The sequence below is a fragment of the Brevibacterium sp. LE-L genome, from assembly GCF_050214925.1.
Taxonomy (GTDB): domain Bacteria; phylum Actinomycetota; class Actinomycetes; order Actinomycetales; family Brevibacteriaceae; genus Brevibacterium.
Genome location: NZ_CP189759.1, coordinates 3,537,493 through 3,563,714 on the forward strand (window position 1 = coordinate 3,537,493; position 26,222 = coordinate 3,563,714).

20 protein-coding genes are annotated in these 26,222 nt (G+C 66.4%); 11 read left to right on the forward strand and 9 right to left on the reverse strand.

What is annotated here, in order from left to right:
• Positions 1 to 3: 3 nt before the first annotated feature.
• Positions 4 to 624: a uridine kinase gene (udk, locus tag ACQE2J_RS16135; RefSeq protein WP_135537378.1), complete on the reverse strand. Its 621-nt coding sequence runs from the start codon at positions 622 to 624 to the stop codon at positions 4 to 6.
• 263 nt (positions 625 to 887) lie between these two features.
• Here udk and mgtE point away from each other — a divergent pair, with 263 nt between their 5' ends.
• Entirely contained in the window at positions 888 to 2,231 is a 1,344-nt protein-coding gene (gene mgtE, locus ACQE2J_RS16140) for a magnesium transporter (RefSeq protein WP_135537379.1), read from the forward strand.
• A gap of 23 nt (positions 2,232 to 2,254) precedes the next feature.
• On the opposite strand, the gene ACQE2J_RS16145 is transcribed toward mgtE, so the two are convergent.
• Complete coding sequence (locus ACQE2J_RS16145) at positions 2,255 to 3,796, reverse strand: FCD domain-containing protein (RefSeq protein WP_426936608.1); 1,542 nt, start codon at positions 3,794 to 3,796, stop codon at positions 2,255 to 2,257.
• Between the two features lie 149 nt (positions 3,797 to 3,945).
• On the opposite strand from ACQE2J_RS16145, the gene ACQE2J_RS16150 reads away from it, so the two are divergent.
• Positions 3,946 to 7,380, forward strand: coding sequence for a bifunctional proline dehydrogenase/L-glutamate gamma-semialdehyde dehydrogenase (locus ACQE2J_RS16150; protein WP_426936609.1), 3,435 nt, complete (start codon positions 3,946 to 3,948; stop codon positions 7,378 to 7,380).
• Positions 7,381 to 7,468: 88 nt separating this feature from the next.
• On the opposite strand, the gene ACQE2J_RS16155 is transcribed toward ACQE2J_RS16150, so the two are convergent.
• Entirely contained in the window at positions 7,469 to 8,260 is a 792-nt protein-coding gene (locus ACQE2J_RS16155) for a GntR family transcriptional regulator (protein ID WP_205683268.1), read from the reverse strand.
• Between the two features lie 349 nt (positions 8,261 to 8,609).
• Here ACQE2J_RS16155 and ACQE2J_RS16160 point away from each other — a divergent pair, with 349 nt between their 5' ends.
• The 6 genes from ACQE2J_RS16160 to ACQE2J_RS16185 are packed head-to-tail and all read left to right on the forward strand — an operon-like array spanning position 8,610 to position 14,295.
• The gene (locus ACQE2J_RS16160) at positions 8,610 to 9,749 is read left to right on the forward strand and encodes an ABC transporter substrate-binding protein (RefSeq protein WP_135537381.1); all 1,140 of its coding nucleotides are present in this window, start codon (positions 8,610 to 8,612) and stop codon (positions 9,747 to 9,749) included.
• Positions 9,746 to 10,675: an ABC transporter permease gene (locus tag ACQE2J_RS16165; RefSeq protein ID WP_426936610.1), complete on the forward strand. Its 930-nt coding sequence runs from the start codon at positions 9,746 to 9,748 to the stop codon at positions 10,673 to 10,675. The genes ACQE2J_RS16160 and ACQE2J_RS16165 overlap by 4 nt, the downstream gene beginning before the upstream one ends.
• A 26-nt stretch (positions 10,676 to 10,701) precedes the next feature.
• Positions 10,702 to 11,577, forward strand: a complete 876-nt coding sequence (locus ACQE2J_RS16170) for an ABC transporter permease (protein WP_426936611.1) — start codon at positions 10,702 to 10,704, stop codon at positions 11,575 to 11,577.
• Positions 11,574 to 12,668 carry an ABC transporter ATP-binding protein gene (locus ACQE2J_RS16175; RefSeq protein ID WP_426936612.1) on the forward strand — a complete coding sequence of 365 codons (1,095 nt, stop codon included), beginning with the start codon at positions 11,574 to 11,576 and terminating at the stop codon, positions 12,666 to 12,668. Before ACQE2J_RS16170 ends, ACQE2J_RS16175 begins: the two co-directional genes overlap by 4 nt.
• Positions 12,665 to 13,345 carry an HAD family hydrolase gene (locus ACQE2J_RS16180; protein WP_426936613.1) on the forward strand — a complete coding sequence of 227 codons (681 nt, stop codon included), beginning with the start codon at positions 12,665 to 12,667 and terminating at the stop codon, positions 13,343 to 13,345. The genes ACQE2J_RS16175 and ACQE2J_RS16180 overlap by 4 nt, the downstream gene beginning before the upstream one ends.
• Before the next feature lie 35 nt (positions 13,346 to 13,380).
• Positions 13,381 to 14,295: an endonuclease/exonuclease/phosphatase family protein gene (locus ACQE2J_RS16185; RefSeq protein ID WP_426936614.1), complete on the forward strand. Its 915-nt coding sequence runs from the start codon at positions 13,381 to 13,383 to the stop codon at positions 14,293 to 14,295.
• 43 nt (positions 14,296 to 14,338) lie between these two features.
• Here ACQE2J_RS16185 and ACQE2J_RS16190 read toward each other — a convergent pair whose 3' ends face one another.
• Positions 14,339 to 15,241: an alpha/beta hydrolase gene (locus ACQE2J_RS16190; protein ID WP_426936615.1), complete on the reverse strand. Its 903-nt coding sequence runs from the start codon at positions 15,239 to 15,241 to the stop codon at positions 14,339 to 14,341.
• A 260-nt stretch (positions 15,242 to 15,501) separates the two neighbouring features.
• Between ACQE2J_RS16190 and ACQE2J_RS16195 the strand changes: the two genes are divergently transcribed.
• The gene (locus ACQE2J_RS16195) at positions 15,502 to 18,336 is read left to right on the forward strand and encodes an ExeM/NucH family extracellular endonuclease (RefSeq protein ID WP_426936616.1); all 2,835 of its coding nucleotides are present in this window, start codon (positions 15,502 to 15,504) and stop codon (positions 18,334 to 18,336) included.
• 13 nt (positions 18,337 to 18,349) lie between these two features.
• Here ACQE2J_RS16195 and ACQE2J_RS16200 read toward each other — a convergent pair whose 3' ends face one another.
• The 4 genes from ACQE2J_RS16200 to mdlC are packed head-to-tail and all read right to left on the reverse strand — an operon-like array spanning position 18,350 to position 23,925.
• Positions 18,350 to 19,504, reverse strand: a complete 1,155-nt coding sequence (locus ACQE2J_RS16200; RefSeq protein ID WP_425119276.1) for a PrpF domain-containing protein — start codon at positions 19,502 to 19,504, stop codon at positions 18,350 to 18,352.
• Between the two features lie 28 nt (positions 19,505 to 19,532).
• Positions 19,533 to 20,813 carry an MFS transporter gene (locus ACQE2J_RS16205; RefSeq protein ID WP_426936617.1) on the reverse strand — a complete coding sequence of 427 codons (1,281 nt, stop codon included), beginning with the start codon at positions 20,811 to 20,813 and terminating at the stop codon, positions 19,533 to 19,535.
• 30 nt (positions 20,814 to 20,843) lie between these two features.
• Complete coding sequence (locus ACQE2J_RS16210) at positions 20,844 to 22,301, reverse strand: benzaldehyde dehydrogenase (protein ID WP_426936618.1); 1,458 nt, start codon at positions 22,299 to 22,301, stop codon at positions 20,844 to 20,846.
• A 10-nt stretch (positions 22,302 to 22,311) separates the two neighbouring features.
• Entirely contained in the window at positions 22,312 to 23,925 is a 1,614-nt protein-coding gene (gene mdlC / locus ACQE2J_RS16215; protein WP_426936619.1) for a benzoylformate decarboxylase, read from the reverse strand.
• 150 nt (positions 23,926 to 24,075) lie between these two features.
• Here mdlC and ACQE2J_RS16220 point away from each other — a divergent pair, with 150 nt between their 5' ends.
• A complete protein-coding gene (locus ACQE2J_RS16220; protein ID WP_426936620.1) occupies positions 24,076 to 24,846 on the forward strand; it encodes an IclR family transcriptional regulator in 771 nt (256 codons plus the stop codon).
• 68 nt (positions 24,847 to 24,914) lie between these two features.
• Positions 24,915 to 25,646 carry a GTP pyrophosphokinase gene (locus tag ACQE2J_RS16225; protein ID WP_426936621.1) on the forward strand — a complete coding sequence of 244 codons (732 nt, stop codon included), beginning with the start codon at positions 24,915 to 24,917 and terminating at the stop codon, positions 25,644 to 25,646.
• Here the strand turns inward: ACQE2J_RS16225 and ACQE2J_RS16230 are convergent.
• On the reverse strand, positions 25,627 to 26,205 hold the full coding sequence (locus ACQE2J_RS16230) for a dihydrofolate reductase family protein (protein ID WP_426936622.1): 579 nt from the start codon (positions 26,203 to 26,205) through the stop codon (positions 25,627 to 25,629). The genes ACQE2J_RS16225 and ACQE2J_RS16230 overlap by 20 nt on opposite strands.
• Between the last annotated feature and the right edge of the window lie 17 nt (positions 26,206 to 26,222).

Below are 26,222 nucleotides of genomic sequence, written 5' to 3' on the forward strand. Positions count from 1 at the left end.
GACTCAGCCGGCTCCGCCGACACCCCTCTGGATCCGATTGAGGATCATGTCCATGGCCACGATGTTGTGGCCGCCCTCGGGGATGATGAGATCGGCGTTGCGTTTCGAGGGTTCGACATAGAGTTCGTGCATCGGCTTGACCGTGCCGAGGTACTGGTCTTCGACCGACTGCAGGGTCCTCCCCCGATCGACGACATCGCGTTTGATCCGACGCAGCAGACGCACATCGGCGTCGGTGTCGACGAAGAGTTTGATGTCGAGCAGTCGGCAGATGCGCGGCTCCGCGAAGATGAGGATGCCTTCGACGATGATCACCGGCGACGGTTCGACGAGCGTCGTGGCATCGCTGCGATTGTGGATCGAGAAGTCGTAGACCGGACTCTGCACCGCCTGTGAGGCGCGCAGCGTGGTGAGATGTTCGACGAAGAGATCGTTGTCGAAGGCGTCGAGATCGTCGTAGTTGACCTTCTCACGTTCGGCATAGCTGAGCTCATCGCGTCGCTTGTAGTAGTTGTCGTGGAACAGCACCGAGGGCGGGCCCTCGCATCTGTCCAACAGCGCCTGTGTGAGTGTCGTCTTTCCGCTGCCGGTTCCGCCGGCCACACCCACAACCAAAGTCTCCACGGTTCGCTTCTCCTCCTCGGCTTCGCTCCTCCCCAAATCTATACCAGCCGATTGGGAGCGCCCTGCCTCGGATTCTCGATGCCCCACCGGCGTCCGTTAGACTCGGACCGCGCGCCGATGATGCGCGCGCAGAAGTTTCTTCGAGCAGATTCCCGGGAGGTGGTTGTCAATGGATTCCGACAGTCGATTGTGCCCCCTCCCTCTCTTCCGCTGACGCCTGCCCCACCGCGCACGCGTCGACCCGACTCTGCTTGGAGTACGTCATGACCTCTGTCCTCGACGCCGCCACTGTCCGGACGCTGACCGACGATCGTGATCTCGCGGCCCTCGGTTCCGCCATCCGCGATCTCGGTCCCAATGCGACCACTGAGCTCATCGCCGAGCTCTCGGCCACCGAAGCCGCGATCGTCTTCCGCCTCCTGCCCAAAGACGAATCCGTCGAGGTCTTCGACGGTCTCGACCGCGGCACGCGCTCGGATATCATCGATGCCCTCCACACGGAGGAGCTGAGCACGATCTTCAGCGACCTCGATCCCGAGGATCAGGGCCGACTCGTCGATGAGCTGCCCGCGAATGTCACGACGAAGCTGCTCAACGCCGTCCCCGCCTCCGACCTCGGCGCGGTGATGGCGATCGCCGGCTATGGCCGGAATTCGATCGCCCGCCGGATGTCGCCGACGGCCGTCATCGCGTGGACGAACGACACCGTCGCCGAGGTGACCGGTCGACTGCGCGACACCGAGGTCGACCTCGAGGACGTCCGCCTCATCCCCGTCCTCACCCCCGATCGTCGGATCGTCGGCACCCTCGACGCGCTCGAGCTCCTCCGCTACGCGCCCGGTACCGGAGTGGAGGGCCTGGCCGTGCCCGTCGAGGAGATCACGCACACCGATGACGATATGGAGACCGCCGCCAGAACCGCGCTGCGCGAGGACGTCACCGTCCTGCCCATCGGCGACCGTGAGGGTCGCCTCGTCGGAATCCTGCCGATCAAGGATGCCGCACGCATCATCGCCGAGGCCGACGAGGAGGACTACGCGCTGTCCGGCGGCACCCAGCCGCTCTATCGCCGGTACCTTCCCACATCGGTCCTCACCATCGCCCGCACCCGCATCGTGTGGCTGCTCGTTCTCGCGATCTCGGCAGTGCTCACCGTCCACGTGCTCGAGATCTTCGAATCGACGCTGGCCGAGGTGGTTGCGCTCGCGCTGTTCATCCCGCTGCTGACCGGCATCGGCGGCAATACGGGTTCGCAGGCCGCGACGACGGTGACCCGTGCACTGGCGATGGACGAGATCGGACTGCGCGACTTCATCCGAGTCGCCGGCAAGGAACTGACGACGGGTCTGCTGCTCGGTGTGCTCCTGGCCGTACCGGCGTTCGCGATCGCCTCCCCGCTCTACGGCCTCGAGATCGGTGCCGTCATCGCGCTGACGCTCACGGTCAACTGCCCGATCGCGGCCGTGGTCGGAGGCTCGATTCCGATTGCGGCGAAGGCGTGCAGGGTCGATCCCGCGGTCGTGTCGACACCGTTCATCTCGACCTTCTGCGATGCCAGCGGTCTGCTCGTGTACTTCACCATCGCGATCGCGCTGCTCGGCCTCTGAGCCGACCGTCTCCCAGCCCGGCCTCACCCGAGGCTGCGGGTGAGCTGAGTCCACAGCTGCTGGTCGAAGCGACGCCGACCGAGCAGACCGGCCATATGACGGACCGCATTGTCGACTTTGCCGCGCCAGACGTCGATCGCGGTCTTCGCGTCCGCTCGGCTCAGCGCGCGGAACATCGCCCGATCGTCGCTGACGATGCGGTCGCTGGCCGGTGAGTAGTCGAGCTGGAGGACGGAGATGAACAGGCGCAGCCGCAGGGTCAGGGATTCGAAGGCCCGCGCGGATTCTCGCAGTCCCGAGGCTCGGGCAAGCTCCTGTTGGAAATGGAGGTCGGCGTCTTCGACGTCGATTCCGCTGCGAGTCGGTGCCGAGGCCTCGACCTGCCGCAGGGCCAACTGCACGGGCACGAGGTAACGCTGCGGGCGCAGGGACAGCGATCTCAGCACAACCTCGCCGATGGCCATGCGGGCGGCATAGAGGTCGAGCACGTCGACGGTGGTGATGAGCGGGATCCGCGCCCCGCCTCGGGAACCGTCGAGCAGCTTGTCATCGACCATTCGGCGCAGGGCGGCGTCCACGGAGGCCCTGGGCACGCGCATCCGTCGAGAGAGTAAGCGCGGGTTGATTCGGTCACCGGGTTCGTAGCCGGAGTCGATGATCTCCTCTCGCAGGGCGATCGCCAGGTGTTCGGTGATCGACCGGGTCTCCTTCGGCAGCCATGACGAGATCTCCATTGAGTCAGAACTTATGGAACTTCTCACGGGCTCGACGGGCGCAGATTCCCGCCACAGCACCCCCTCGAGTCCGTGCCGGACCCGCGCGGAGAGCAGATCGAGCAGAGACCCGGGGATGTCCTGGCATCCGGCCAACATGACCTTGAGCGCATCGAGGAATTCCTCGAAGTCAACGCATGCGCTCACCCGTGAATCCGGCCCCGCAACGAGGTCGTCGGGAACTTCTCGCAGCGGGTCGAAGACGAGGAAACGGCCCTCGCCTGACAACAGGTCGAGCAGCTGACCGGTCGGCACCTGCCGGTGTTCGCTGTCGAAGCGCTGCCGCCACCGCCCCACGCCGGCCGAGCGCAGCGCCGCCGCGATTCCGGCGATCCGACGCTGAATCCGTCGTGGCGGCACCGACGGGCCTCCGCCCCCGTCATCACCCTCGTCACCAGCAACGACGCGCCGGTCACCGACGATGACGAGAGGGAACCCGCTGGCGGCGAGGATGATCTCGTGGCCGCCTGTCACCGTGGCCACAGGCACGGTGAGAGAGCGGACGGAACGCGAGACGATGCTCTGACTCAGACCGGTCGCCTCCGCCAGCGCCCGAGTCGAATAGTCTCGTCCGGAGATCCGGGCCCCGGCCGTTGCGACAAGAGCCTCGACGACGCGGTCGGCGGTGTCTTGGATCGGCGGGCGCCCGCTGCGCGGGCGATCACTCAGGTCGGATCTGCTCGCCCAGCGCCGCAGCGACGTCGGGGACGCGCCTGTGGCCAGCGCCACCTCGGCGAGGGTGGAGGTCTCCAGCGCTGCCACCGCCTGACGACGAAACTCCGGGGAATACATCCCGTCATTCTAATATTTCTGACTCAAAGATGTCAGTGATGGTCTCCGGTCTCTTCACCCCGGGATTCCCGCGGAGCATACTGAGATCGACGCCACGCGGTCAGCGCCGATGCGCGAAGGCACCATCCACGACAAGCAAGGGAGCGCAGTTGCTGCACACCGATACCGATCTCGAACAGCTCACGGCCCGGTCGATCGACACCGTCCGCAGATGGCTGCGGGTGGCAACCTCGAAGACCGCTGCGAAGAACCCGGCGGCCGAACGCCTCTCCGCGGTCCTCTCCGATGAGAACGGTCTCGACTTCACGGTCGGATTCGTCGATCGTGTGGTCCGCACCGATGATGTGCATGCGGCCGCCGATGCCCTCGCCGAGGTCGGCAAGCTCGCCCCGGAGACGATGTCCGCCCTCGACCGCGCGCAGATCAAGGCCGGCGCCGCGCTGGCGAAGATCGCTCCGCAGGTCGTCGTCCCCGCCGCCCGCACCCGCCTGCGCCAGATGGTCGGGCACATGGTCGTCGACGCCCGCGACAAGCAGTTCGGCAAAACCGTCGCGAAACTCACCGCCGACGGCCACCGGCTCAACATCAACCTCCTCGGCGAGGCCGTGCTCGGCGACGGCGAAGCCGACCACCACCTCGAGGAGACCCACCGCCTCCTCGCCCGCGAGGATGTCGACTACGTCTCGGTAAAGGTCTCCTCGGTGGCCTCGCAGATCTCGATGTGGGCCTTCGACGAGACCGTCGACTATGTCGTCGAACGTCTCCGCCCCCTCTACCAACAGGCCGCGAAGGCCCCGACGGGCGCGAAATTCGTCAACCTCGATATGGAGGAGTACCAGGATCTCGAACTGACGATCGCCGTGTTCATGCGCCTGCTCTCCGAACCGGAGTTCAAGGACCTCGAGGCCGGAATCGTCATTCAGGCCTACCAGCCCGATGCGCTCGGCGCGGTGCAGCGGCTGAGCGAATTCTCCGCCGAACGTGTGGACAACGGCGGCGTCGGGATCAAGGTCCGCCTCGTCAAGGGCGCGAATCTCGCGTTGGAGACCGTGCACGCCGAGATCGCCGGATGGCCGGTGACGACGTGCGACTCGAAGCAGTCCACCGATGCCAACTACAAGCGCGTCCTGCACTGGCTGTTCACTCCGGAGCGGATGAAGGGCCTGCGCATCGGCGTGGCCGGACACAACCTCTTCGACATCGCCTTCGCCCATCATCTCTCCGTCGACCGTTCGGTCACCGACCGGGTCGAGTTCGAGATGCTCCAGGGCATGGCCAGCGAGCAGGCCGCCGCCGTGACCGAGGACGTCGGCGACCTCCTCCTCTACGTCCCGGCCGTGCACCCGAAGGAGTTCGACGTCGCGATCTCCTACCTGGTGCGCCGCCTCGAGGAGAACTCGGCTTCCGAGAACTTCATGTCCGGCATCTTCGACCTCGCCAACGGCAACGACGTGTTCAAGCGCGAGGCCGATCGGTTCACCGCCGCTGTCGCCGACCTCGAGTCGATCCTCGACTCCGAAGGTGAAGCCGCGCCCCTTCCCAACCGCCACCAGGACCGTTCGGCCGAAGTCCTCGGCGAGACCGTCGTTCCGACCGAATTCTTCAACGAACCCGACACCGATCCCTCACTGCCGGCGAACCAGGAGTGGGTCCGGAAGATCATCGCCGAGGCGACCGCTCCCGGGTACCTCGACGATCGTCCGCACGCGCCGACGGTCGAATCGACCGAGCAGCTCGATGAGATGATCGCATCCGGGCGCGCCGCGGCCAAGGGCTGGCGTGAGCTCGGGGCTGCCGGACGAGCCGAGATCCTCCACCGGGCCGCGGACATCTTCGCCGCCCGTCGCGGTGAGTTCATCGCGGTCGAGGCCGCCGAGGTCGGCAAGATGCCCGCGCAGTCGGACCCCGAGGTCTCCGAAGCCATCGACTTCATCCGCTACTACGCCCTGAATTCCCTCGAACTCGACTCGCTCGACGGGGCGAAGTTCACCCCCGATGAGATGGTCGTCATCACCCCGCCGTGGAACTTCCCCGTTGCAATCCCGACCGGCGGCACCGTGGCGGCCCTGGCGGCCGGGTCGGCCGTGATCCACAAGCCTTCGAAGCCGACGCCGCACTGTTCGGCGCTCATCGTCGACTGCCTGTGGCAGGCCGGTGTCCCGAAGGACGTTCTGCAGCTGTGCGCCCCGATCGAACGGGACCTCGGTCAGCACCTCGTGTCCCATCCCGATGTCGACCGGGTCATCCTCACCGGGGCCTCGGAGACCGCGGCCCTGTTCAAGTCCTTCCGCCCCGAACTCCACGTCAACGCCGAGACCTCGGGCAAGAACGCTCTCATCGTCACGCCCGCAGCCGACCGTGATCTGGCCATGGCCGATCTCGTCCATTCGGCCTTCGGCCATGCCGGGCAGAAGTGTTCGGCCGCCTCGTTGGGCATCATGGTCGGGTCGACCTACGACTCCGAGCGCTACCGCAGCCAGCTCATCGACGCCGCATCCTCAATGGTCGTCGATTGGCCGGCGAACCTCGCAGCCACCATGGGCCCGCTGACCGAGGATCCTTCGGACAAGCTCCGTCGCGCCCTGACCTCGCTCGAGCCCGGAGAGTCCTGGCTGCTCGAGCCCAAGCAGCTCGACGACACCGGACGCCTGTGGAGCCCTGGTATCAAGGACGGGGTCAAACCGGGGTCGTTCTTCCACCTCACCGAGGTCTTCGGTCCGGTCCTCGGGCTCATGCACGCGAAGGATCTCGACGAGGCGATCGAGTTCCAGAACGCCGTGGACTTCGGTCTCACCGGCGGCATCCACTCCCTCGACCCGGAGGAGGTGCGGACCTGGCTCGATCGTGTTCAGGTCGGCAACGCCTACGTCAACCGCGGCATCACCGGAGCGATCGTGCGCCGGCAGTCCTTCGGCGGCTGGAAGCAGTCCTCGGTGGGTCTGGGTTCGAAAGCCGGCGGGCCGAACTACCTCATGCTCTTCGGCCACTACGCCGACGATCCCGCGAGCCTGCCGGGCGCCGTCGGCTCCGAGCAGGACCTCGATCTGGCCAAGGCCGATGACGAACGCTGGCTGGCCCGCGAATTCGGGGCGGCCAAGGACCACACCGGGCTGACCTCCGAGGCCAACATCTTCCGCTACCGCCCTCGTCCGGTCACTCTGCGGGTGACGTCGACGGCGACGCTGTTCGACCTCGAACGCTCGGTTCACGCGGCCAAGACCGTCGGGGCGACGGTTCAGCTCTCCGTCGCCGAGGATGTGCCCGCCGCGGTGAAGATCGCCGTGACGAACGCCGGGGTCGCCGCACGCACCGAGTCCGCCGCGGACTTCGCCGAGATGGTCGCCGCGGGCAGGTACGACGACACGGTCGGGGCCCGCATCCGCGTGCTCGGCGCCCTTGAGGACGAACTGCTGGCCGCGGCCGCTCCTCGCCCCGAAGTTGCGATCATCGATGAGCCGGTGACCTCCTCGGCCCGGGTGGAGCTGCGCTACTACGTGCAGGAGCAGGCGGTGTCGATGACTCTGCACCGCTTCGGCAACCCCAGTCGCGACTTCCACGAACTTGCGGCCGAACTCAAGGGCTGAACGCGAACCTCTCACTGAAGGCGGCCCGGCTCCTCGCAAGGGGAGCCGGGCCGCCTTCGTCTGTGGCTTCACGCAGCCCGCGAGGACCTCAGAACCAGTTCGGCTCGTCGGCGGTCAGCCAGCTGATCGGATTGACATTGCGGCCGTTCGACATCGCCACGGACAGGATGTTGGCCAGATAGCGATCTTCGGAGATCTCCAGCGGCCGGCCCGCGCTGTCACGACTGCGGCGGAGGTGACGCAGCAGCGGTCGCCCGCGGGCGACACCCAGGAGGGCAGCGTCCTGTTGGCCGCAGACGGTGGCTGAGAAGACATGATCGGCACCGGCGAACACGATTCCGTGCTGCTGGGCGAGGCTGCGGCTGACCGATGCCGCATCACCGGGAATCTTCTCGACCATCTCGCCGAGCTGCTCGGGGTAGCTCGTCCTCTCAACCATGACCTTCTCCCCGTCGAGCAGACGCACACGCAGAACCCGCAGCACACGTGCACGGGGGTCGACCTTGAGCGCCGCGGCCGTCTCCTCCCCCGCGATGCGCCAGTTCTGTTCGATGACGTGGCCACCGGGGGTCCGTCCGTGTGCACTCGCCCACTGCGCGAAGCTGCGGAACTCCTCGGCCACAGCCGCCGGACGGGGACGTCGCAGCACCGTCTTGCGCGCGCCCCGGCGGCCTCCCAGCGTGCCCTCGCTGACCAGCAGACGCAGGGCTTCGCGCACCGTGCCCGGAGCGACTCGGTACTCGGCGGCCAGAGCCGCTTCGGATTCGAGGCTCTGCCCCACCTGACGTGCCCCGGTGCGAATCGACTCCCGCATCTGCTCCGCGATCTGCTCGTACCTTGCGCCACTCGCCCCGGTTGACTCCCGCTGCGCTTCGGTCACGCCTTCAGTCCTCTCATGATATTCCTCCAGTCCCGCCAGCACGCTCAGCACCGCATACGGTGCTGTGCATCTACGCTACCGCAAGCACCGAGATGTCGATGACAGCGCACTCACCGCATGCTGACCATCCGGATGCGGCAACGTCGACGGGCGTCCAGTGTTCACCCGAGAGGGGCGACGGCGTCACTCTCCATCCACACTTCGCTGGTGAGGTTATTCTTAATTCCACATCCTCACTAGTGAGCTAGATTGCCTATCCTTCATCTGTTCCCTATCGTGGATGGGGATCGAAGCACTTCGAATAAGAACAACATGCGCTTACGCGCAAGTCCGAAAGGCGAGTACGACGATGCTCAAACACACACGAAAGCTCACAGCTGTCCTCGCAGTGGGCGCTCTGGCAGCCCTGTCCGGCTGCGGTGGCAGCGGGGAATCTGAGGAATCCGCCAATTGGCGATCGGCGACGTCGGTCGAAGACGGCGGGGGCATGGATGCTCTCGTCGAAGCGGCTCAGGCGGAGGGATCGCTCAACGTCATGGGCCTCTACCCCGATTGGGCCAACTACGGCGGGCTGCTCGACGCGTTCGCGGAGAAGTACGACATCGAGATCGACAACGACACCTCGACCGGCGCGAGCCAGGACCTCATCAACGCGGTGAAGAACAGGCAGGGGCAGGAGACCTCTCTCGACTATCTCGACACCGGCGAATCCTTTGCCGTCGATGCCGCCGAAGAGGGTCTGCTCGCCGAGTACTACCCTGAAACCGCCGATGACATCCCCGAGAACATGAAGTCACCGGACGGCACCTGGTTCAACCACCTCGGCGGGACCATGGCCATCGGCTGCGACGCCGAAGCGGTGAAGAAGTGCCCCACGAGCTTCGAAGAGCTGCTCGACCCGGAGTACAAGGGCAAGGTCGCTATGCGCGGGAACCCGACCACGGGCGAGGCCGGCTTCATGGCCGTCGTCGCCGCGTCCCTGGCCAACGACGGCTCACTCGATGACATCCAGCCGGGCATCGACTACTTCGCGGAGCTCTCGGACAAGGGCAACCTCGTGCCGACCGAGGCCGAGGCCGGAACGTTCGAGACCGGTGAGACGCCGATCGCCGTCAACTGGGACTACCTGCTCCTGCAGTGGGCGGACGACCTCGCTGACGGCGGGGTGGACATGTCGATCTCCATCCCGTCGGACGGCACTGTCGCCTCCTACTACGCAGCATCGATCAACGAGGATGCACCGCACCCGGCAGTTGCTCGCCTGTGGCAGGAATTCGTCTTCAGTGACGAGGGGCAGAACCTGCTGCTCGAGGGGTATGTCATGCCCGGACGACTCGACGCCATGGTCGAATCCGACACGGTCGACGACGATGCGCTGTCGAAGCTGCTCGATGATGCGGTGGACCAGACAGCACCGCAGCCGACTCAGGAACAGCGGGATTCGCAGCAGAAGGTCCTCGCCGACAACTGGGCGAAAGCGATCGGATGACCTCAGTCCCACAGTCGCTGCCGCACACCGGTGGGCCGGCCGGAGAAGATTCCTCTCCGGCCGGCTCACGGCGCAGGCGAACCCCTTCACCGGCCCTGACGGCTCTGGCACCGATCACGATCATCATCGTGCTGTTCTTCGTGATCCCGATCGGCGGAATGGTGGCGACATCGTTCCTCGTCCCGGGCAGCGAACCGGGGACGAAGACCCTCGGCCTCGACAACTACACCGCACTGGGTTCGGGTTCGCGCTCGATGGCCCTGGGCAACAGCCTGCTGCTGTCGTTCACCGCCGCCACGGTGGCCGCGGTCTTCGGCGGCATCTGCGCCTGGGCGATCTCGACCGTGAAGTCGAAGATCGTCGACTCCATCACCGCGGTCACCTCCAGCGTGCTGGCCAACGACGGAGGCGTCCCTCTGGCGTTCTCCTTCATCGTTGCGGTCGGCAACACCGGATACTTCACCGCGCTGATCACTGCGGTCGATTCGACGTTCACGCTCTACAGTGTCAAGGGCCTGATCCTCATGTACCAGTACTTCCTCATCCCCACGATGATCCTGCTCACGCTGCCCAGCTTCGTCGCGCTCAGACAGCAGTGGCGTGAGGCCAACACCTCCTTGGGCGGCACCGACCTGACCTTCTGGCGCCGAGTCGGACTGCCGGTCATCACCCCTGCCCTGCTGGGCGCCTGGCTGCTGATGTTCGGCTCCGCCTTCGGCACTCACGCCTCGGCGGCGGTGCTCATCGGCACGGGCGGCTTCCCCCTCATCCCCCTCGAGATCGCCGGCCAGCTCGCAGGCTCTGCTGCCACCGGCGGCGAAGGAGTGGCCATGGCCTTGGGCGTGACGACGGGAGCGATCGCCGTCATCGTCCTCATCGCCTTCAACGCACTGACGAAGAGGAGCGCCAAGTGGCTCAACACCTGAACAGCTCTCCGCGGATGAGGAGATTCTTGGCCTGGCTGCCACTGGCGGCCCTGGCGATCTTCATCCTCACACCGCTGCTGAGCTCGCTGACCTACTCGTTCTTCCGTGCCGACGGCAGCTTCACCACATCCGGGCTCACCGGTCTGGCTGACTCAGGAAAGATCGTGGCCCCGCTCATGCGCAGCCTCATCGTGTCGGTGCTCGCCGCCGTCATCCTCGTCCTCACGCTGGTTCCCGCGGTCGTCGCCGTCCACCTCTGGGCGCCCCGCCTGCGATCGGTGCTCAGCATCCTGTGCACCCTTCCGCTGGTCGTCCCGGCGATCGCGATCGTCGCCGGGCTCTCGGCGGTTCTGCGCAGCCTCGCATCCCAGGGACGCGGCAGCCTCGGCATGCAGCTGAACACCATGCTGCAGTCCCAGGATCTGCCGCTCGTGCTCGTCGGCACCTACGTCATCCTGTGTCTTCCCTTCACCTTCCGGTCGATCGATGCCGGACTGTCCACCCTGCCGCTGCGCACCCTCTTCGAGTCCTCGTCGATCCTCGGTGCCGGACTGGGAACCACGCTCCGCCGGGTCGTCATCCCCAACATCCGCGGACCGGTGATGTTCTCCCTCTTCTTCACCTTCGCTCTGTCCATTGCGGAGTACACGGTGGCCGCGACCCTGTCGATCAACACCCTGCCGGTCTTCCTCAACACGCTCTCGAGCACGAACTTCCGCGGTTCGATCACGCTGTCCGTGCTGCTCAACCTCACCACGTGGCTGCTCTTGGCCGCTGCAACCGTGAGCGCATCGCGGTTCGGTCACCGACCGAACGCTGTGAGCGAAGACGATGAGACAGAGGCCGACGACCCGGCCCCCGCTTCGGCCGCCGCCTCAAGAAAGGACGCTGTGACCTCATGACCATCTCTGACCGCACTCGACCATCGCCCGCGGGCCCCGAGCAGTCGAACGAGCCCGAGTCCGTGCGCTTCGAGCACGTGGACAAGTCCTATGGCAGCACCGAGGTGCTCAAGGACTTCAACATCGACATCGAGGCCGGCAGCATGGTCAGCTTCCTCGGCCCTTCGGGCTGCGGCAAGACGACGACTCTGCGCATCCTCGCCGGTTTCGAACCGGTCAACGGAGGAGACGTGCTCGTCGGCGGCGAATCCGTACTGAAACTGCCGCCGAACAGCCGGGACATGGGCATGGTGTTCCAGAGCTACAGCCTGTTCCCCAACCTCAGTGTCAGCGACAACATCGAATACGGTCTGCGGATCCGCAAGGTCGATGTCGGAGCACGGCGCCGACGCACCGAGGAACTCCTCGAGATCTGCGGGCTGACCGGCATGGGCGGCCGCTTCCCGCATCAGCTCTCGGGAGGCCAGCAGCAGCGCGTGGCTCTGGCCCGCGCATTGGCCACCCAGCCGAAGGTCCTTCTGCTCGACGAGCCGCTGTCGGCACTCGACGCCTCGGTCCGTTCCTCACTGCGTGATGAGATCCGTCGGGTGCAGCAGGCGCTGGGCACCACGACGGTCTTCATCACCCACGATCAGGGAGAGGCGCTGGCGATCGCCGACCGTGTGGCCGTGATGAACGGCGGCAGGATCGAGCAGTACTCCGCCCCTCACGAGGTGTACTCCTCCCCCGCCACCGCGTTCGTCGCCCGCTTCGTCGGAGCGATCAATGAGTTCGCCGTCGGCCGCGATTGGACGATCCGGGACCGTCTGCCCGTCGAACCCGCACCCGATGACACCGTCTTCGTCCGGCCCGAGAATCTCTCGATCACCGCGGCCGCTGATGGCTTCCTCGAGGTCAAGCACAGCACCTACACCGGCGAGCGCACGATGGTCCACCTCGGTCTGCCCGGCGACCACAGCGCACAGTGGTCGGCATCGCTGGCCTCCGCTGACGCCGACGCCATGCGACCGGGACTGCGCATCGACGCCTCCGTCACCGCCGAGCCCGCACTGCGCCTGGGCCGCAACGACACCGCAGGACTCCGCGCATGAGCGGCTCCATCACCGGCTTCTCCGGTGCCGTCTTCGACTGCGACGGAATCCTCGTCGACTCCGAAGCGCCCTGGATCGAACTCATGGGAGACTACCTGGAGTCGCTGGCCGCAGACGACATCGCAGCCGAGGATCTTCGCGGACTCACAGCAGCCGAAGCCGTGGCGCGACTGCAGCAGGTGCATAAGAGCCTCGGCTCCCCCAGCGATGTCCGACCGCCGACCGCCGAGGAGGTCGACCGCGCTTACAGCGCCGCTCTGGAACACGTCGCAGCACCCATGCCCGGTGCTCCCGAACTCGTGGCATCACTGTCAGGCAGCATCCCGATCGCCGTGGCCAGCAACGGTCGCGGCGGCGACGTGCGCGGCCTCCTCGAGCGAGCAGGCATGCTCGACCTCTTCGACGCGATCATCACGATCGACGATGTCGATCAGGGCAAGCCCGCGCCGGACCCCTACCTGCTGGCCGCACAGCGACTCGGGTTGGCCGCCTCGGCGGTGGTCGCCTTCGAGGACTCACCTGTGGGGTCACAGGCAGCTCACACGGCCGGATGCACGGTGATCGGAGTCAACAGCGATCCCAGCATCGAACTGGCCGGCGAGGTGCGGCTGCGGCACTTCGCCCAGCTGCGCTTCGACTCCCGAACCCGCACGCTCCTCCTCGACTCCGACTACTGACCACCCACCCGATGCCGATCATTGGAGAAGATCCCATGCCCGCTGAGACCACTTTCACCCTGCAGACATGGAACGTCTGGTACGGCGGTCGAGAAGTCGACTTCGGCCAGGAGAAGCAGTACGCGATCGCAGCGCAGTTCCCGGCAGACGTCCTGGCGCTGCAGGAGTGCTGGGGCAGCGCTGCGGAGAACTTGGCCCCGAAGCTCCTGGCAGACCATGCGCAGCGCGGATGGGATACAGCCGTGGTCAGCACCGGGCAGCTGACGCCGGTGGACACCAGCACGCTGCCCTACGCTCAGGCCGCACTCGTGCGACCGCTGCCGGACTCGCCGCGGATCCTCGTGTGGTCCGTCCACCTCGCGCCGTACCCCTATGCGGTCTACCGAGCGCTGCAGGGTGAGGGGCAAGAGGTCGCCGATGCCGAGGAGGCTCCTCGTCTGCAGCAGATCGAAGAGATCCTCTCCGAGACTGCCCGCATCAGCGCTGCGGTCGACGAGGACGACCTGCCGGTGGTCATCTGCGGTGATTTCAACACCCCGTCCACCGGGGATTGGGCGGCGCGCACCGACCGACCCGATATCGCCTGGCGCTCTCCCGATGCGCTGCTGGCCGCCGGGTTCACCGACACCTTCCGCGCGATCCACCCCGACCCCGTCGCCGCGCCGGCCGATACCTGGTCTCCGATCGAACCGCTCACCCATGCCGGTCATGAGGAGAAGCCCGAACCGGGCCGCACCGACGGCGCCGAACCTCGTGATCGCATCGATTTCATCTTCTCCCGCGGCCTCGACATCGTCGACAGCGTGATGCGCGGCTGCAGTGCCGAAGGCCTGACCGAAGACGGGTTCGTCGATGTGGGCGGCCGCTGTGAACTCATCCCGAACCAGCGGCAGAACCGCTTCCCGTCCGATCATCAGCTCGTTGAGACGAGCTTCGCCTTCCGCAGCTGATCATCCTGTCGCGATCGGCGGGGTGTCACGCTGTCGATCGCACTCAATGACCGGGCTTCAGCTGCTGACCGACCTCCTCGGCGATCCGTTTGTAGACGGGCAGCACCGTCTGTCGTGTGGCGCCGATGAGGTTGAAGCCATGACCGACCTCGGGCAGGTCGACGTGCCCGCGCAGCGACCCGGCCCGTTCGAGACGCTCGGCGTAGCGGATGCCCTCATCACGAAGGATGTCTCTGCCGCAGGTGATGATGAGGGCGGGGGCGATGCCGTCCAGTGGCGCAGTGTCGTGGTCGCCGGCCGGTGACGCCAGACGACTGCGACGGTCGGTCGCATCCGGACAGTAGGCGACGTCGAAGATCGGGCCCATGCGCGCCAGGAACGTCTCCTTGCCCTCGCGCAGCTTCTGGGCGGCGGGGATGCTCAGGTCGAGAGGCGGGTACATGAGCATCTGCAGAGCGAGTTCAGGACCGCCGTGTTCGAGCGCAAGCCGCGCCGCGCCCGCGGCCAAGGCGCCGCCGGCGGACTGACCACCGATGGCGCATCGTGTGCCGTCCCAGGGGCGCTTCTTCTCGGCCGCCCACAGCGCCACATCATAGGCCTGTTCGACAGGGCCGGGGAAGCGACACTGCGGCGCGGGAATGTAATCGACGTTGATCACGGTCACCTCCGCTTCAGCTGCGAGGTACCGACACAGCGGGTCGTCCTGTTCGGGGTGGCGCAGGATGAAGCCGCCGCCGTGCAGATTCACATAGACGCCCCTGCCCTCCATCCCCTGCGGAGGGGAGTAGACCGTCGCGGGCAGACTGCCGTGACGCGTGGGAATCCTGATGTCCTCCGTGCTCGCCGGGATCTCCGCGAACGAGACCTCCGACGGTCGGCGGGAACCGCCTGGGCCCTTCTGCGCCAGACGGGCAATGACATCGGCGATGGGACGGGGAACTGCCATGACTGACCTCTTTCGGTTTCGGCCTCGTCTGAGTCTCTGCCACCTCGGCGGCATTCCGAGACGACGGTACTCCACCGTACTGCGATGCCCACACGGCGAGCCCGGATCGCTCGCATAGACGTCACAGCGGCAGAAGTCCGTAGTACAGTCAGTTCACATCGTATTCACATGGTCGACACCGTTGTCGACCTGTCGCCGGATAACGTGCAGGAGATTGCGCTGATTCCGTGCGCGGTGCTCCGTTCCCACGAAAGGCCCCTATGAACGTCTCCAAGACGGTCTCATCCGCTGCTGCTCTCTGCCTCGTCGCAGGGCTCGGACTTGTTTTTCCCGCCGGCCCGGCGCTTGCTGCCGATGCTGTCCACATCAGCGAGATCGGCTACACCCTCGACACCGATTTCATCGAGATCGCCGCGGAACCGGGCACGGACGTTTCGGGGTGGACCATCGGGTCCGTCACTCGCGGCGGCAGTGTCCAGGCCGAGGAGAACACGACGACGCTGCCCGAAGACAGCACCGTCGGTGATTCCGGCGCACTGGCCGTCGAGGTTCCGATTACCAACTCCGTGAACTCCGGGCCCGCCGCCGACGGCAGCTACGGTTCGTCCGCCTACGCCATCGACGACGAGGGCAAACTCGTGTCCTTCGCACAGATCGGCGGTGTCGTCGGTGGCAAGGGCGTGACCGGAGCAAACGGCAAGTACACGCCCGCACCCGTGGTCGGTGAGGAAGCCGAACCCACAGGTGCCACGGCGGCCGGCGGGCAGTCGATCCAGCTCGTCGACGGCACATGGACATCCGCGGCCCCCACCCCCAACGCCCTGCCCGGTGATGATGGCGGCGAGGATCCAGGCCCTGACCCCGAGGACGTCACTCCGATCGCTGACATCCAGGGCACGGGCAGTGAGAGCCCCCTTGAGGGTGAGACCGTGAAGACCCGCGGCGTCGTCACCGCTTCCTACCCCGACGGCGGTCTCAATGGCTACTACGTGCAGACACCTGGCACCGGCGGGGCCGATGACGAGACTCCGGGTGCCTCCGACGGCATCTTCGTCTACTCCCCCGACACCGTCGGCAGCATCAGCATCGGCGATCACCTCGAACTGACCGGCGCCGTGTCCGAGCACTACGGTCAGACGCAGATCTCCGTCGGTGCGAACGGGTTGACGACTCTGGAAGAACCCGCCGAGGCGGTCAAACCGGTCGAGGATGCGTTCCCCACGGATGAGGCCGAACGCGAGGCCCTCGAAGGTATGCTCCTCCAGCCCAACGGTGAGCTCACCGTCTCCGACAACTACAACACGAACACCTATGGTGAAGTCGTGTTGGCCACCGGTGAGGGAACCCTCCCGCAGGCCACGGATGTGGCCCGCCCGGGCACCGAAGAGGCCGAGGCGATCGAGGCGGACAACCTCGAACGCGAGGTCATCCTCGACGACGGAGCGACCGTGAACTTCCTGGAGAACGATAAGGATGTGCCTCTGCCCTATGTCTCGAACGACGCTCCCGTCCGGGTCGGCGCCACGGCAACGATCACCTCGCCGGTGGTGCTCGGATTCGATCACGAGAAGTGGCGCTTCCAGCCCACAACCCGCCTGACCGGGGCCAACGCTGACGCGGTCCAGCCGGCCAGCTTCTCCGACAACCGCACCGAGGTTCCGGAGGCCGTCGGCGGTCAGATCAGCCTGGCCAGTTTCAACGTGCTCAACTACTTCACCACCACCGGTGACCAGCTCTCCGGATGCACCTACTACGACGACCGCGAGGGCAACCACATCACCGTCCGCGGTGGCTGCGAGGCTCGAGGGGCTGCGAATGCCGAGAGCCTCAAGCGGCAGGAGTCGAAGATCGTCACGGCGATCAACAAGCTCGACGCCTCCGTCGTCTCTCTCATGGAGATCGAGAACTCCGCGAAGTTCGGTGACGACCGTGATGTCGCGCTCGAGACGCTCGTCGAACGCCTCAATGAGGCCGCCGGAACCGAGAAGTGGGACTTCGTGCCCTCACCCGAAGAGGTCCCGGCCGATGAGGACGTCATCCGCACAGCCCTGATCTATCAACCCGCCGAGGTGGCCCCGCAGAAGGATTCCACGATCCTTGACGATGAGGATGCGTTCTCGAACGCCCGCGAACCCCTGTCTCAGGCGTTCGCCCCGAAGGACGACTCCGGTGAGGTCGAGAAGGACAAGACGTTCGTGACGATCTCGAATCACTTCAAGTCCAAGGGCTCGGGCGAAGGTCCGGGCAATGAGGACAGCGGCGACGGCCAGGGTGCCTCGAACGCCGATCGCGTCAAGCAGGCGAAGTCGCTCGTCGACTTCGCCGGTGAGCAGCAGAAGGCTGCCGACAGCGACTATGTCTACCTTCTCGGCGACTTCAACTCCTACACCCAGGAGGATCCGATGCAGGTCTTCTACGAGGCCGGCTTCAAGGACGTCGCCTCGGAGAAGACGGATAAGTCGACCTACGTCTACGGTTCGCGCACCGGCAGTCTCGACCACGTGCTCGCCCTCGATTCCGCTGGAGGCGCAGAAAACGCGGCGAACACACAGAACACCAGCACCGAGGCGGCCCTTCCTTCCAGCGGATTCGACGCGATCACCGGGGCCGATATCTGGAACATCAACTCGGTGGAGGCGCTGGCCCTCGAATACAGCCGCTTCAACTACAACGCGGCTGACCTCTTCGCACCGGATCAGTTCCGTGCCTCCGATCACGATCCCGTGATCGTCGGGCTCTTCGACGAGGACTCCGATGACGGGGGCTCGGATGGTGCGAGCTCTGACTCGGACGGCGCAGATGGCGGGTCAGAGGAAGCCGACGGTTCGGACTCTGCCGGTTCGGACGGCGCTGGAAGCAGCGCCGACGGCGCTGACGCTGGCTCCGACAGCGCGAGCGACAGCGACAGCGGGAACAACGGCACCGCGTCAGCCTCGAGCGACGCCAGCGCGAGCGACGCCGACTCGGGCAGCGACGCGGGAGGCCATCTGCCCCGGACGGGTACCGACCTGACGGTGATGATGGCGATCGCGGCGGGGCTCATCGCAATCGGCGCGGGCGTCGTCTTCCTCGTTCGTCGGCGCCGCCTGAGCTGAGGCCGGCCACCCCTCAGTCGCTGACGGCGACCTTCCCGACCATGAGCACCCGTGCGGTGCGGAACAGGGAGGTCGCCGTCACCGTCTGCGCGTCGTCGTCCCACACTGCCGAGGCGGTCACTACTCCCGATGGTGTGCCCAGTCGCACCTCTGGGCCGGTCCATTCGGGATTGTTGCGTTCGATGATTCCGCGGACGAACGAATCACGTTCGGGCAGAAGTGCGGCCGCGGCCAGGCACATCGCCGCGGTTCCCGGGACGGCTTTGTGCGCCTGTCCCATCGAGATGACGCGGACCAGGACGTCGACGTCGGCAGCCGCAAGTCCGGTGCCGTCGAGGAGTGTCGTCGCCTGCGGATTGCTGACGATCGCGACCTTCGGCACGACCTCCGGCGCCGTCTCCGGAGTCTCGCACAGCCCCATGCGCACGGCGGCTTTGCGCCGCAGCTCGTCGATGAGGCGCAATGACGGCGCGTTTGCGTCGATAGCCCCGGGTGCTTCGGTGCCACGCAGCATCACCAACGAGGACGGCACGACCACGAGCGGCAGGGTCGCATCGACAAGCGTAGCCTCGAACCGACATCCGCCCACCTCGAATTCTTCGCGTGCGACTCCGGTCGGCAACAGTGCACCGGTCCGACTGCCCGCGGGGTCGGGGTAGGTGAGTTCGATCGTCGCGCCCGTGCCGCTGACACCGGGCAGCTTCAGGTCGCCCTCGACCGCGGCCTGCCCGTCGACGACGTCGAGGCCGACGTCGACGAACTTCTCGGTGTTCGTGTTGAAGAGGCGAAAGACATGCCACCCGTCGTCGGCAGAGACCAGCCCGGACGACAGGGCGAAGGGCACGACCCCGGAGGAGAGGTTTCCGCAGTTGCCGGAATAGTCGACGACCGCCTCGGCGACTGCGACCTGCCCGAAGGTGTAGTCGAGGTCGACCCCGGCACGGGTCGAGGCGGACACGACCATCACCTTCGACAGCGAGGAGAGGCCTCCGCCCATCCCATCGAGCTGCCGGCCGAACGAGTCCGGTGTTCCCAAGGCGGCAGTGAAGATCGCGTCCCGCTCCGAGGTGTCACCCCCGGGGTCCAACGGCGGCAGAGCGTCCTCACGGAAGAACAGGCCTTTGCTTGTGCCGCCGCGCACGAAAGCGGCATCGATCCAGCGGGTCATACCCCCAGAGTAGCCAACACCCCGGACATCACTTCACCGACTTCGGCACGATGGCCATGGCCGCGAACCCGAGCACCGCGACGACGGCGAAGAGGTAGAAGCCCCAGGGGTAGGCGATGCCGGCGGTGACGAGGGCACCGGTGATGAACGGTCCGACGATGGCACCGAGGCGGCCGATTCCCGAGGCCATGCCGAGCGCGGTGCCGCGGGCCTGGGCCGGGTAGATCGCTGAGACGAAAGCGTAGACGAGGACCTGGGCGGAGAAGACGAAGACACCGGTGACGAAGACGGCGACGTTGAGCAGAATCTGGCTGGTCATCGGCACGGACAGCGCTGCGAGGAAGATCGCGGCGAGGATGAACCACATGAGGACGATCTTCTTCGTCCCGTGCTTATCGGCCAGCCATCCGGCCAGGACGAGCCCGACGACGGCTCCGATATTCATGACGAAGAGCATGACGAGGGAGTCCGAGACCTCGTAGCCGGCGTCGGCCATGATCTTCGGCAGCCAGGTGTTGAGGCCGTAGACGAGCAGGAGGCCCATGAAGCTCGCCGCCCACACACCGATGGTCACGAGTGCGAGTTTGCCCTCGAAGAGGCCGGCCATGCCCGTCTTCGCCTTCGCATCGACCCCGCCGGCGGGGTCGACGTCCGCTCCCACCGTCGCCGAGGCGGCCGCCGGGTTCCGTTTGAGCTCCTGCGCAATGAGGAACGCTTCGGACTCCGGCAGCTTCCACCACAGGAGCGGAACCATGAGCAGGCCCGCGACACCGCCGGCGATGAAGAGGAGATGCCAGTTGTGGGAGTAGGCGACGGCGAGCAGGGAGATCGCAACGGCGCCGGCATGGTAGCCGGTCATCGTCAGGGTCGTGGCCTTGCCCGTCTTTCCGGACTTGTTGTATTCGCTGATGTAGGCGAGGGCGCTGGGCATCACGGCGCCGAGGAAGAGACCGGCGATGAACCGGAACGTCGTGAACAGGGCGACGTTCGGGGCGAAGGCGACGAAGAGGGTGAAGACACTGAAACCGATGACGCAGGCGATGATCGCCCGGCGTCGGCCGATCCGGTCGACGACGGGACCGACGGAGACGGCACCGAGTCCGACGCCGACGAGGCTGAGCGTGGCCACGACAGTGGCCGCCTCGGGGGTGAAGCCGAGCGCCTGGGTGGCGAGGAGCTCGGGGATGACCGCGCCGAGCACGACGAGGTCGAAGCCTTCGAGGGCGACGGCGAGCCAGCAGAGGACGGCGGGCCACCGACCAGCCGGGGTGACGGCAGGCATGGTTGCGGACGGGGCGGATGAGGACATCGGAGTCTCCGAATCAGGTGGTGTGGCGAATCAGAACGGGTAGGGCGCGATGGTCGAACGCATCGTCACCCATTGGGTTTCGGTGAAGGCCTCGATATTGGCGTCGGCACCGCCGAAGCGCGAACCGTTGCCGGAGTCCTTCATCCCGCCGAAGGGGACGTTGGCCTCATCGGAGACGGTCTGTTCGTTGATGTGGACCTTTCCGGTATCGACGAGATCGGCCAGCTCCATGGCCGAACCCACATCACCGAGGATGCCCAAGGACAGGCCGTATTCGCTGGCGTTGACCATCTCCGCGGCTTCTTCGAAGGTGGAGAACCGGGCCACGGGGGCGACGGGCCCGAAGATCTCGGTCGTCCACGCCGGGTTCGACGGGCTGAGGTCAGTGAGCACCGTGGGTGGGACGAAGGCGCCCTCGCCTACTCCCCCGGCGACGAGGCGGGCACCGTCGGCGGTGGCTTTGTCGATGATGTCGCGGACGTGGGTGCGCTGCTTCTCGTCGATGATCGGTCCGATCGCGACGTCTTCGGTGGCGGGGTTGCCGACCGGCAGATTCCGGGCCCGTTCGGCCAGGCCCTCGACGTATTCGTCGAAGATCGATTCGTGGACGAGGTGGCGGCCGGTGGTCATGCAGATCTGGCCCTGGTGCATCCATGATCCGAAGGCCCCCGCCGAGGTGGCCGGACCGACCTCGGCACCGGGCAGGACGACGAGCGCGTTGTTGCCTCCGAGTTCGAGGTGGCAGCGCTTGAGGAGGCGACCGGCGGCTTCGCCGACCTTGCGTCCGGCCCCGGTCGACCCGGTGAAGGAGATGACCGAGACCTCAGGGGCGGCGACGACGGCTTCACCGGCGTCGAGTCCGCCGGGCAGGACCTGGAGCAGTCCTTCGGGCAGTCCCGCCTCGGCGAAGACCTTCGCGATCGATACGCCCGCGCACACCGCGGTGCGGGGGTCGGGTTTGAGCAGGACCGCGTTGCCGAGGGCCAGTGCCGGCGCGACCGAGCGCATGCCGAGGATGAGCGGGAAGTTGAACGGGGCGATGACGGAGACGACTCCGGCCGGCACCCGGCGGGCAAACGACCAGCGGGGTTCGTTCGAGGTCAGGACCTGGCCTTTGGGGTGGCTGGGCAGGGCCGCGGACTCGAAGCAGATCGCTTCGGCGGAGGCGATTTCGAGGGCGGCCTTGGCCGGGATGGAGCCGGCTTCGCGGACGATCCAGGAAGAGAGTTCGTCTGCGTGTTCGGCCCACAGGGCACCGGCCCGGCGGAGCACGGCCGCGCGGTCGGCCGGTGTTGTGCGCGCCCATTGCCTCTGCGCGGCCGCGGCGCGGGTGGCGGCGGCGTTGACGTCGTCGGCGCTGGCGGCCCCGAGGCGGCCCAGGGTCTCTCCCGTCGCCGGTTCGATGACGTCGTAGGAGTCGCCGGACCCGGCGGTCCAAGTGCCGGTGAAGATCTTCTCGTGCCAGTCGGTTCCCAGGAAATCAGCCATGATGTGTCCTCTACTTCTTCTCGGGGCGGGTCTTTTCGGTGTTCACTTCGATGAGGCTCGCCTGTCCGCGGGCCGCCCGGTCCTGCGCATCGTGGAGCAGGTCAGCGAGTTCGGCGGAGGTTCCGGCGTGGGCGGCGTGCATCTGGTACCCGGTGGCGATGGACACGAAGTCGACGTCGCCGAGGTCGAGGCCGGGTGCCTTGTCGACGCCGAGCATGTCGGCGAACCAGTCGAGTGCCCCGTAGGTGCCGTTGCGCAGCAGGACGATGATGACGCCGATGCTCTCTTCGACGGCGGTGCGCAGGGCGGAGATCGAGTAGTGTGCGGAGCCGTCGCCGATGATCGCGACGACGGGTCGGTCGGCATCGGCCAGGGCGATGCCCATCGACGCCGGCAGCCCCCACCCGAGTCCGCCGGAGGCGGGGAAGAAGTAGGATCCGGGGCCGGTGAGGTCCATCTGGGTCCAGAAGGCCGCGTTCGTCGAGGTCGATTCGACGACGTAGCGGGTGCCATCCGGCATCGTTTCGCGCAGGCCCGCGAACACCTCCTCGGGGTGGAGGATCCCATCGGTCGCCGAGGTGGCCGGATCGGGCATGACCCGTTCCGGTGCGGTGCCGGCCGGGCTGGTGCCCGCTGGAGCGATGTCGAGGGTTTTCGCGAGGGCGAGGATGGTGTCGACGGGATCGGCGATGAGGGCATCGCCGAAGGGTGCGCGAGCGGCGGCCGCGGTGTCCTCGCCGATCTGGATGAGTTCGGTGGTCGCCGGCAGATACTGTCCCGGTTGCCACTGGTGGTAGCGGAAGACCGGTGCCCCGATGACCAGTGCCAGGTCGTGGGTGCCGAGGATCTCGCCGATCGGCGCGATTCCCGCGGGCAGGACGCCGCGGAAGTTCGGGTGCTGGTTGGGAAACGGCAGACGTGCGAGTGACGGGGCTGCCCAGACGGGCAGCTCGAGCGTCTCGGCAAGGGCGACCGTCGTGTCCCAGACGGTCTCGTCGTCGACGTCGGGGCCGAGCACGAGGGCCGGTGCCTCGGCTCCGCGCAGCTTGTCCGCGAGTTCGGTGATCGCTGCGGGGGCCACGGTGCGAGCGGAGGTGATGCTGCGGGAGAGTTGGCGGATCCGTTCGGCAGGCACCTCGGCATCCCAGTCGTCGTAGGGCACGGAGAGGTAGACGGGGCCTTCTTCGGCGGCGAAGACGGATTGGGAGAAGGCACGGGGCACGTCCTGCGCACTTAAGGGTTCGAGCGACTGATGGACGAGAGGTTCGGCGAGTTTCGGTGCCTGCACATTGGCGAGCATCACTTCGGGGCCGATCATGTCGCGGACCTGTTGGCCTGCGGTGATGACGAGCTTCGACTTCGAGATCACCGAGTTCGTCAGCGCCCCGAGACCGTTGCCGGAGCCGGAGGCGGCATGGAGGTTGACGAGTGTGGGGCGGTTCGTGATGAGCGAGTGACCGTCGGCCATGGCCACGACGGTGGCTTCGTGGAGGCCGAGGATATAGCGAGCGGGCAGATCCTTGAGGAACGGCAGCTCATTGGAGCCCGGATTGCCGAACATCGTGGTCATCCCATGAAAGGCCATGAGTTCGTGGACTGCCTGGCGAACCGTGACTGTCGTCATCGACGCGATGCTCCTTGAAGTGATGGATCTGGGGCACCCTCGACAGCGGACTGTGGTGCACATCTCGCCACAGTAGTGACCCGAACCACCATCGGCCACAATGTTCCCGTTCATTGAGAATATTGTCTCGTCACCGCTAGGATCGGAATCATGGCGAACTCCCGATCCGGCGACTCGATGATCGATCGCCTCGTCCGCGTGCTCGCCGCCTTCGACCCGGATCACCAGAGTCTGAGCACCGAGGAGATCGCCGCTCGCGCCGAACTGCCGAAGTCCACGGCCTACCGGCTGGTCGGCGACATGATGCGCCATGATCTGCTGCAGCGCGATCCCAGCGGACGGCTCCGGATCGGGGTGGGAATGTGGGAGCTGTCGAACCGAGCCTCGGACGCCGTCGATCTCGCCTCGGTGGCCAGGCCGCACATGATGGCCGTCCATGAATTCGTCGGCGAGAACACCCAGCTGGGGATCCTCCGCGAGCGCGAGGTGCTCATCATCGAGCGGATGTCGGCACCGAACGCGGTCGTCCACCGCTCGAAGACGGCCGGGCGGCTGCCTGCGCATGCGTCATCGTGCGGGCTCGTGCTGCTGGCCTATGCGCCCAAGCATGTGCGCGAGGCCTATCTGCGGGGGCCGCTGGCGGCGATCACGGAGAAGACGACGACGGATCCGGCCGAGCTGAGAAAGATGTTCTCGACGATCCGGTCCCATCATTTCGCCGAGCTGTCAGGCCACATCGACGAAGGCACGACCGGCATCACGGTCCCCGTCTTCGACGGAGGCGGGATGGCGATCGCCGGTCTCGGCGTCGTCATCGACTCCGAGCACAGGAAGGGCGTGCCCGCGATCATGCGGGCCCTGAGGACCGCCTCGGCGAGGATCACCCAGGACCTGGCTGTCGACGGCGGGGCGCTCGGCTGACCTGCCGCGAGCGCGTGGCGCCCGGGCGGCCGATAGACTGCGGAAGGAATCCAGACAGCGGGAGGATCATGAGAACCGGGGAATCGGCGATGACGTCGGAACAGCTCGACAGCCTGCGCACCCTGCGCATGGACTTCTCCCGACTGATCATGCAGCATCGCTTCGTCGTCGATGAGATGCTCACGAAGATCTCGATCCTGCGCGAGGAGTCCGTCCACGCGCACAGCTACAACCCGATCGAGCACATCTCCTCGCGGGTGAAGTCTCCGCGCAGTCTGCTGGCGAAGATCCACCGCCGCGGTCTGCCGCTGGAGATCGATGTCATCGCCAAGGAGATCACGGACATCGCAGGCATCCGCATCACCTGCAGCTTCATCGCCGACACCTATCATGTGCTCGAACTGCTCACCGCGCAGGACGACATCCGGGTCGTCGAGATCAAGGACTACATCGCCCACCCGAAGCCGAACGGCTATCGCAGCCTGCACGCGATCCTCGAGGTGCCCGTGTTCCTCCACGGCGGACCGGTGCCGGTCATCTGCGAAGTCCAGATCCGCACGATCGCCATGGACTTCTGGGCCAGCCTGGAGCACAAGATCCACTACAAGTTCAACGGCGACGTCCCCAACCGGCTGATCGACGAACTCACCGAGGCGGCCGACGCCTCCGACCAGCTCGACCGACGGATGGAGCAGCTGCACTCCGAGGTCCACGACGGGGCCCCGACCGTCGACACCGGCGAGGACTTCGACGACGAAGCGATGCGGATCCTGTGGGACCTCAGCCGGCGGGAGGGCTAGACCTTTTCGGGCGGTAGGTGCGACCGAAGCTGCGCGCGTTCGCCGCATCGATCGTCTCGAGCTCCCAGTCGACCCGGCGCCCGCCGGGCACGTCGAAGATCCGCGTCCCGTCGCCGAGGAAGACCGGAGCCACATAGACCTGGAGTTCGTCGATGAGGTCGACTTCGAGCGCCTGCCGGGCGATATCGGCGCTGATGATCTGGATATCGCGGTCCCCGGCGATCTGCTGTGCCGTCTCGACCGCCTCGGTGATGGTGCAGTTCATCGCGGTCACCGAGGCATCTCCCGCCAGCTCCTCGGGACGATGAGTGAGGACGAATTCCGTCCCCGACCACGCACCGCCGTACGCTTCGGAGGTCATCTCGTCGCGTTCATCGGCCTGCGCCCTGGCCGCGTCGTAGCCGCGGCGGCCGGAGATGATGACGGCGACCTTCGCAGCCATGCCCTCGGTGGTGCCCTCGGCATTCGGCTCGGAGGCCGAAAGCCATGACATGTCATGGCCCGGCCCGGCGATGAACCCGTCGATCGAGGCGGTGAAGCCCCATGCCACTTTTCCCATCACTCCCCCTTGAGCTG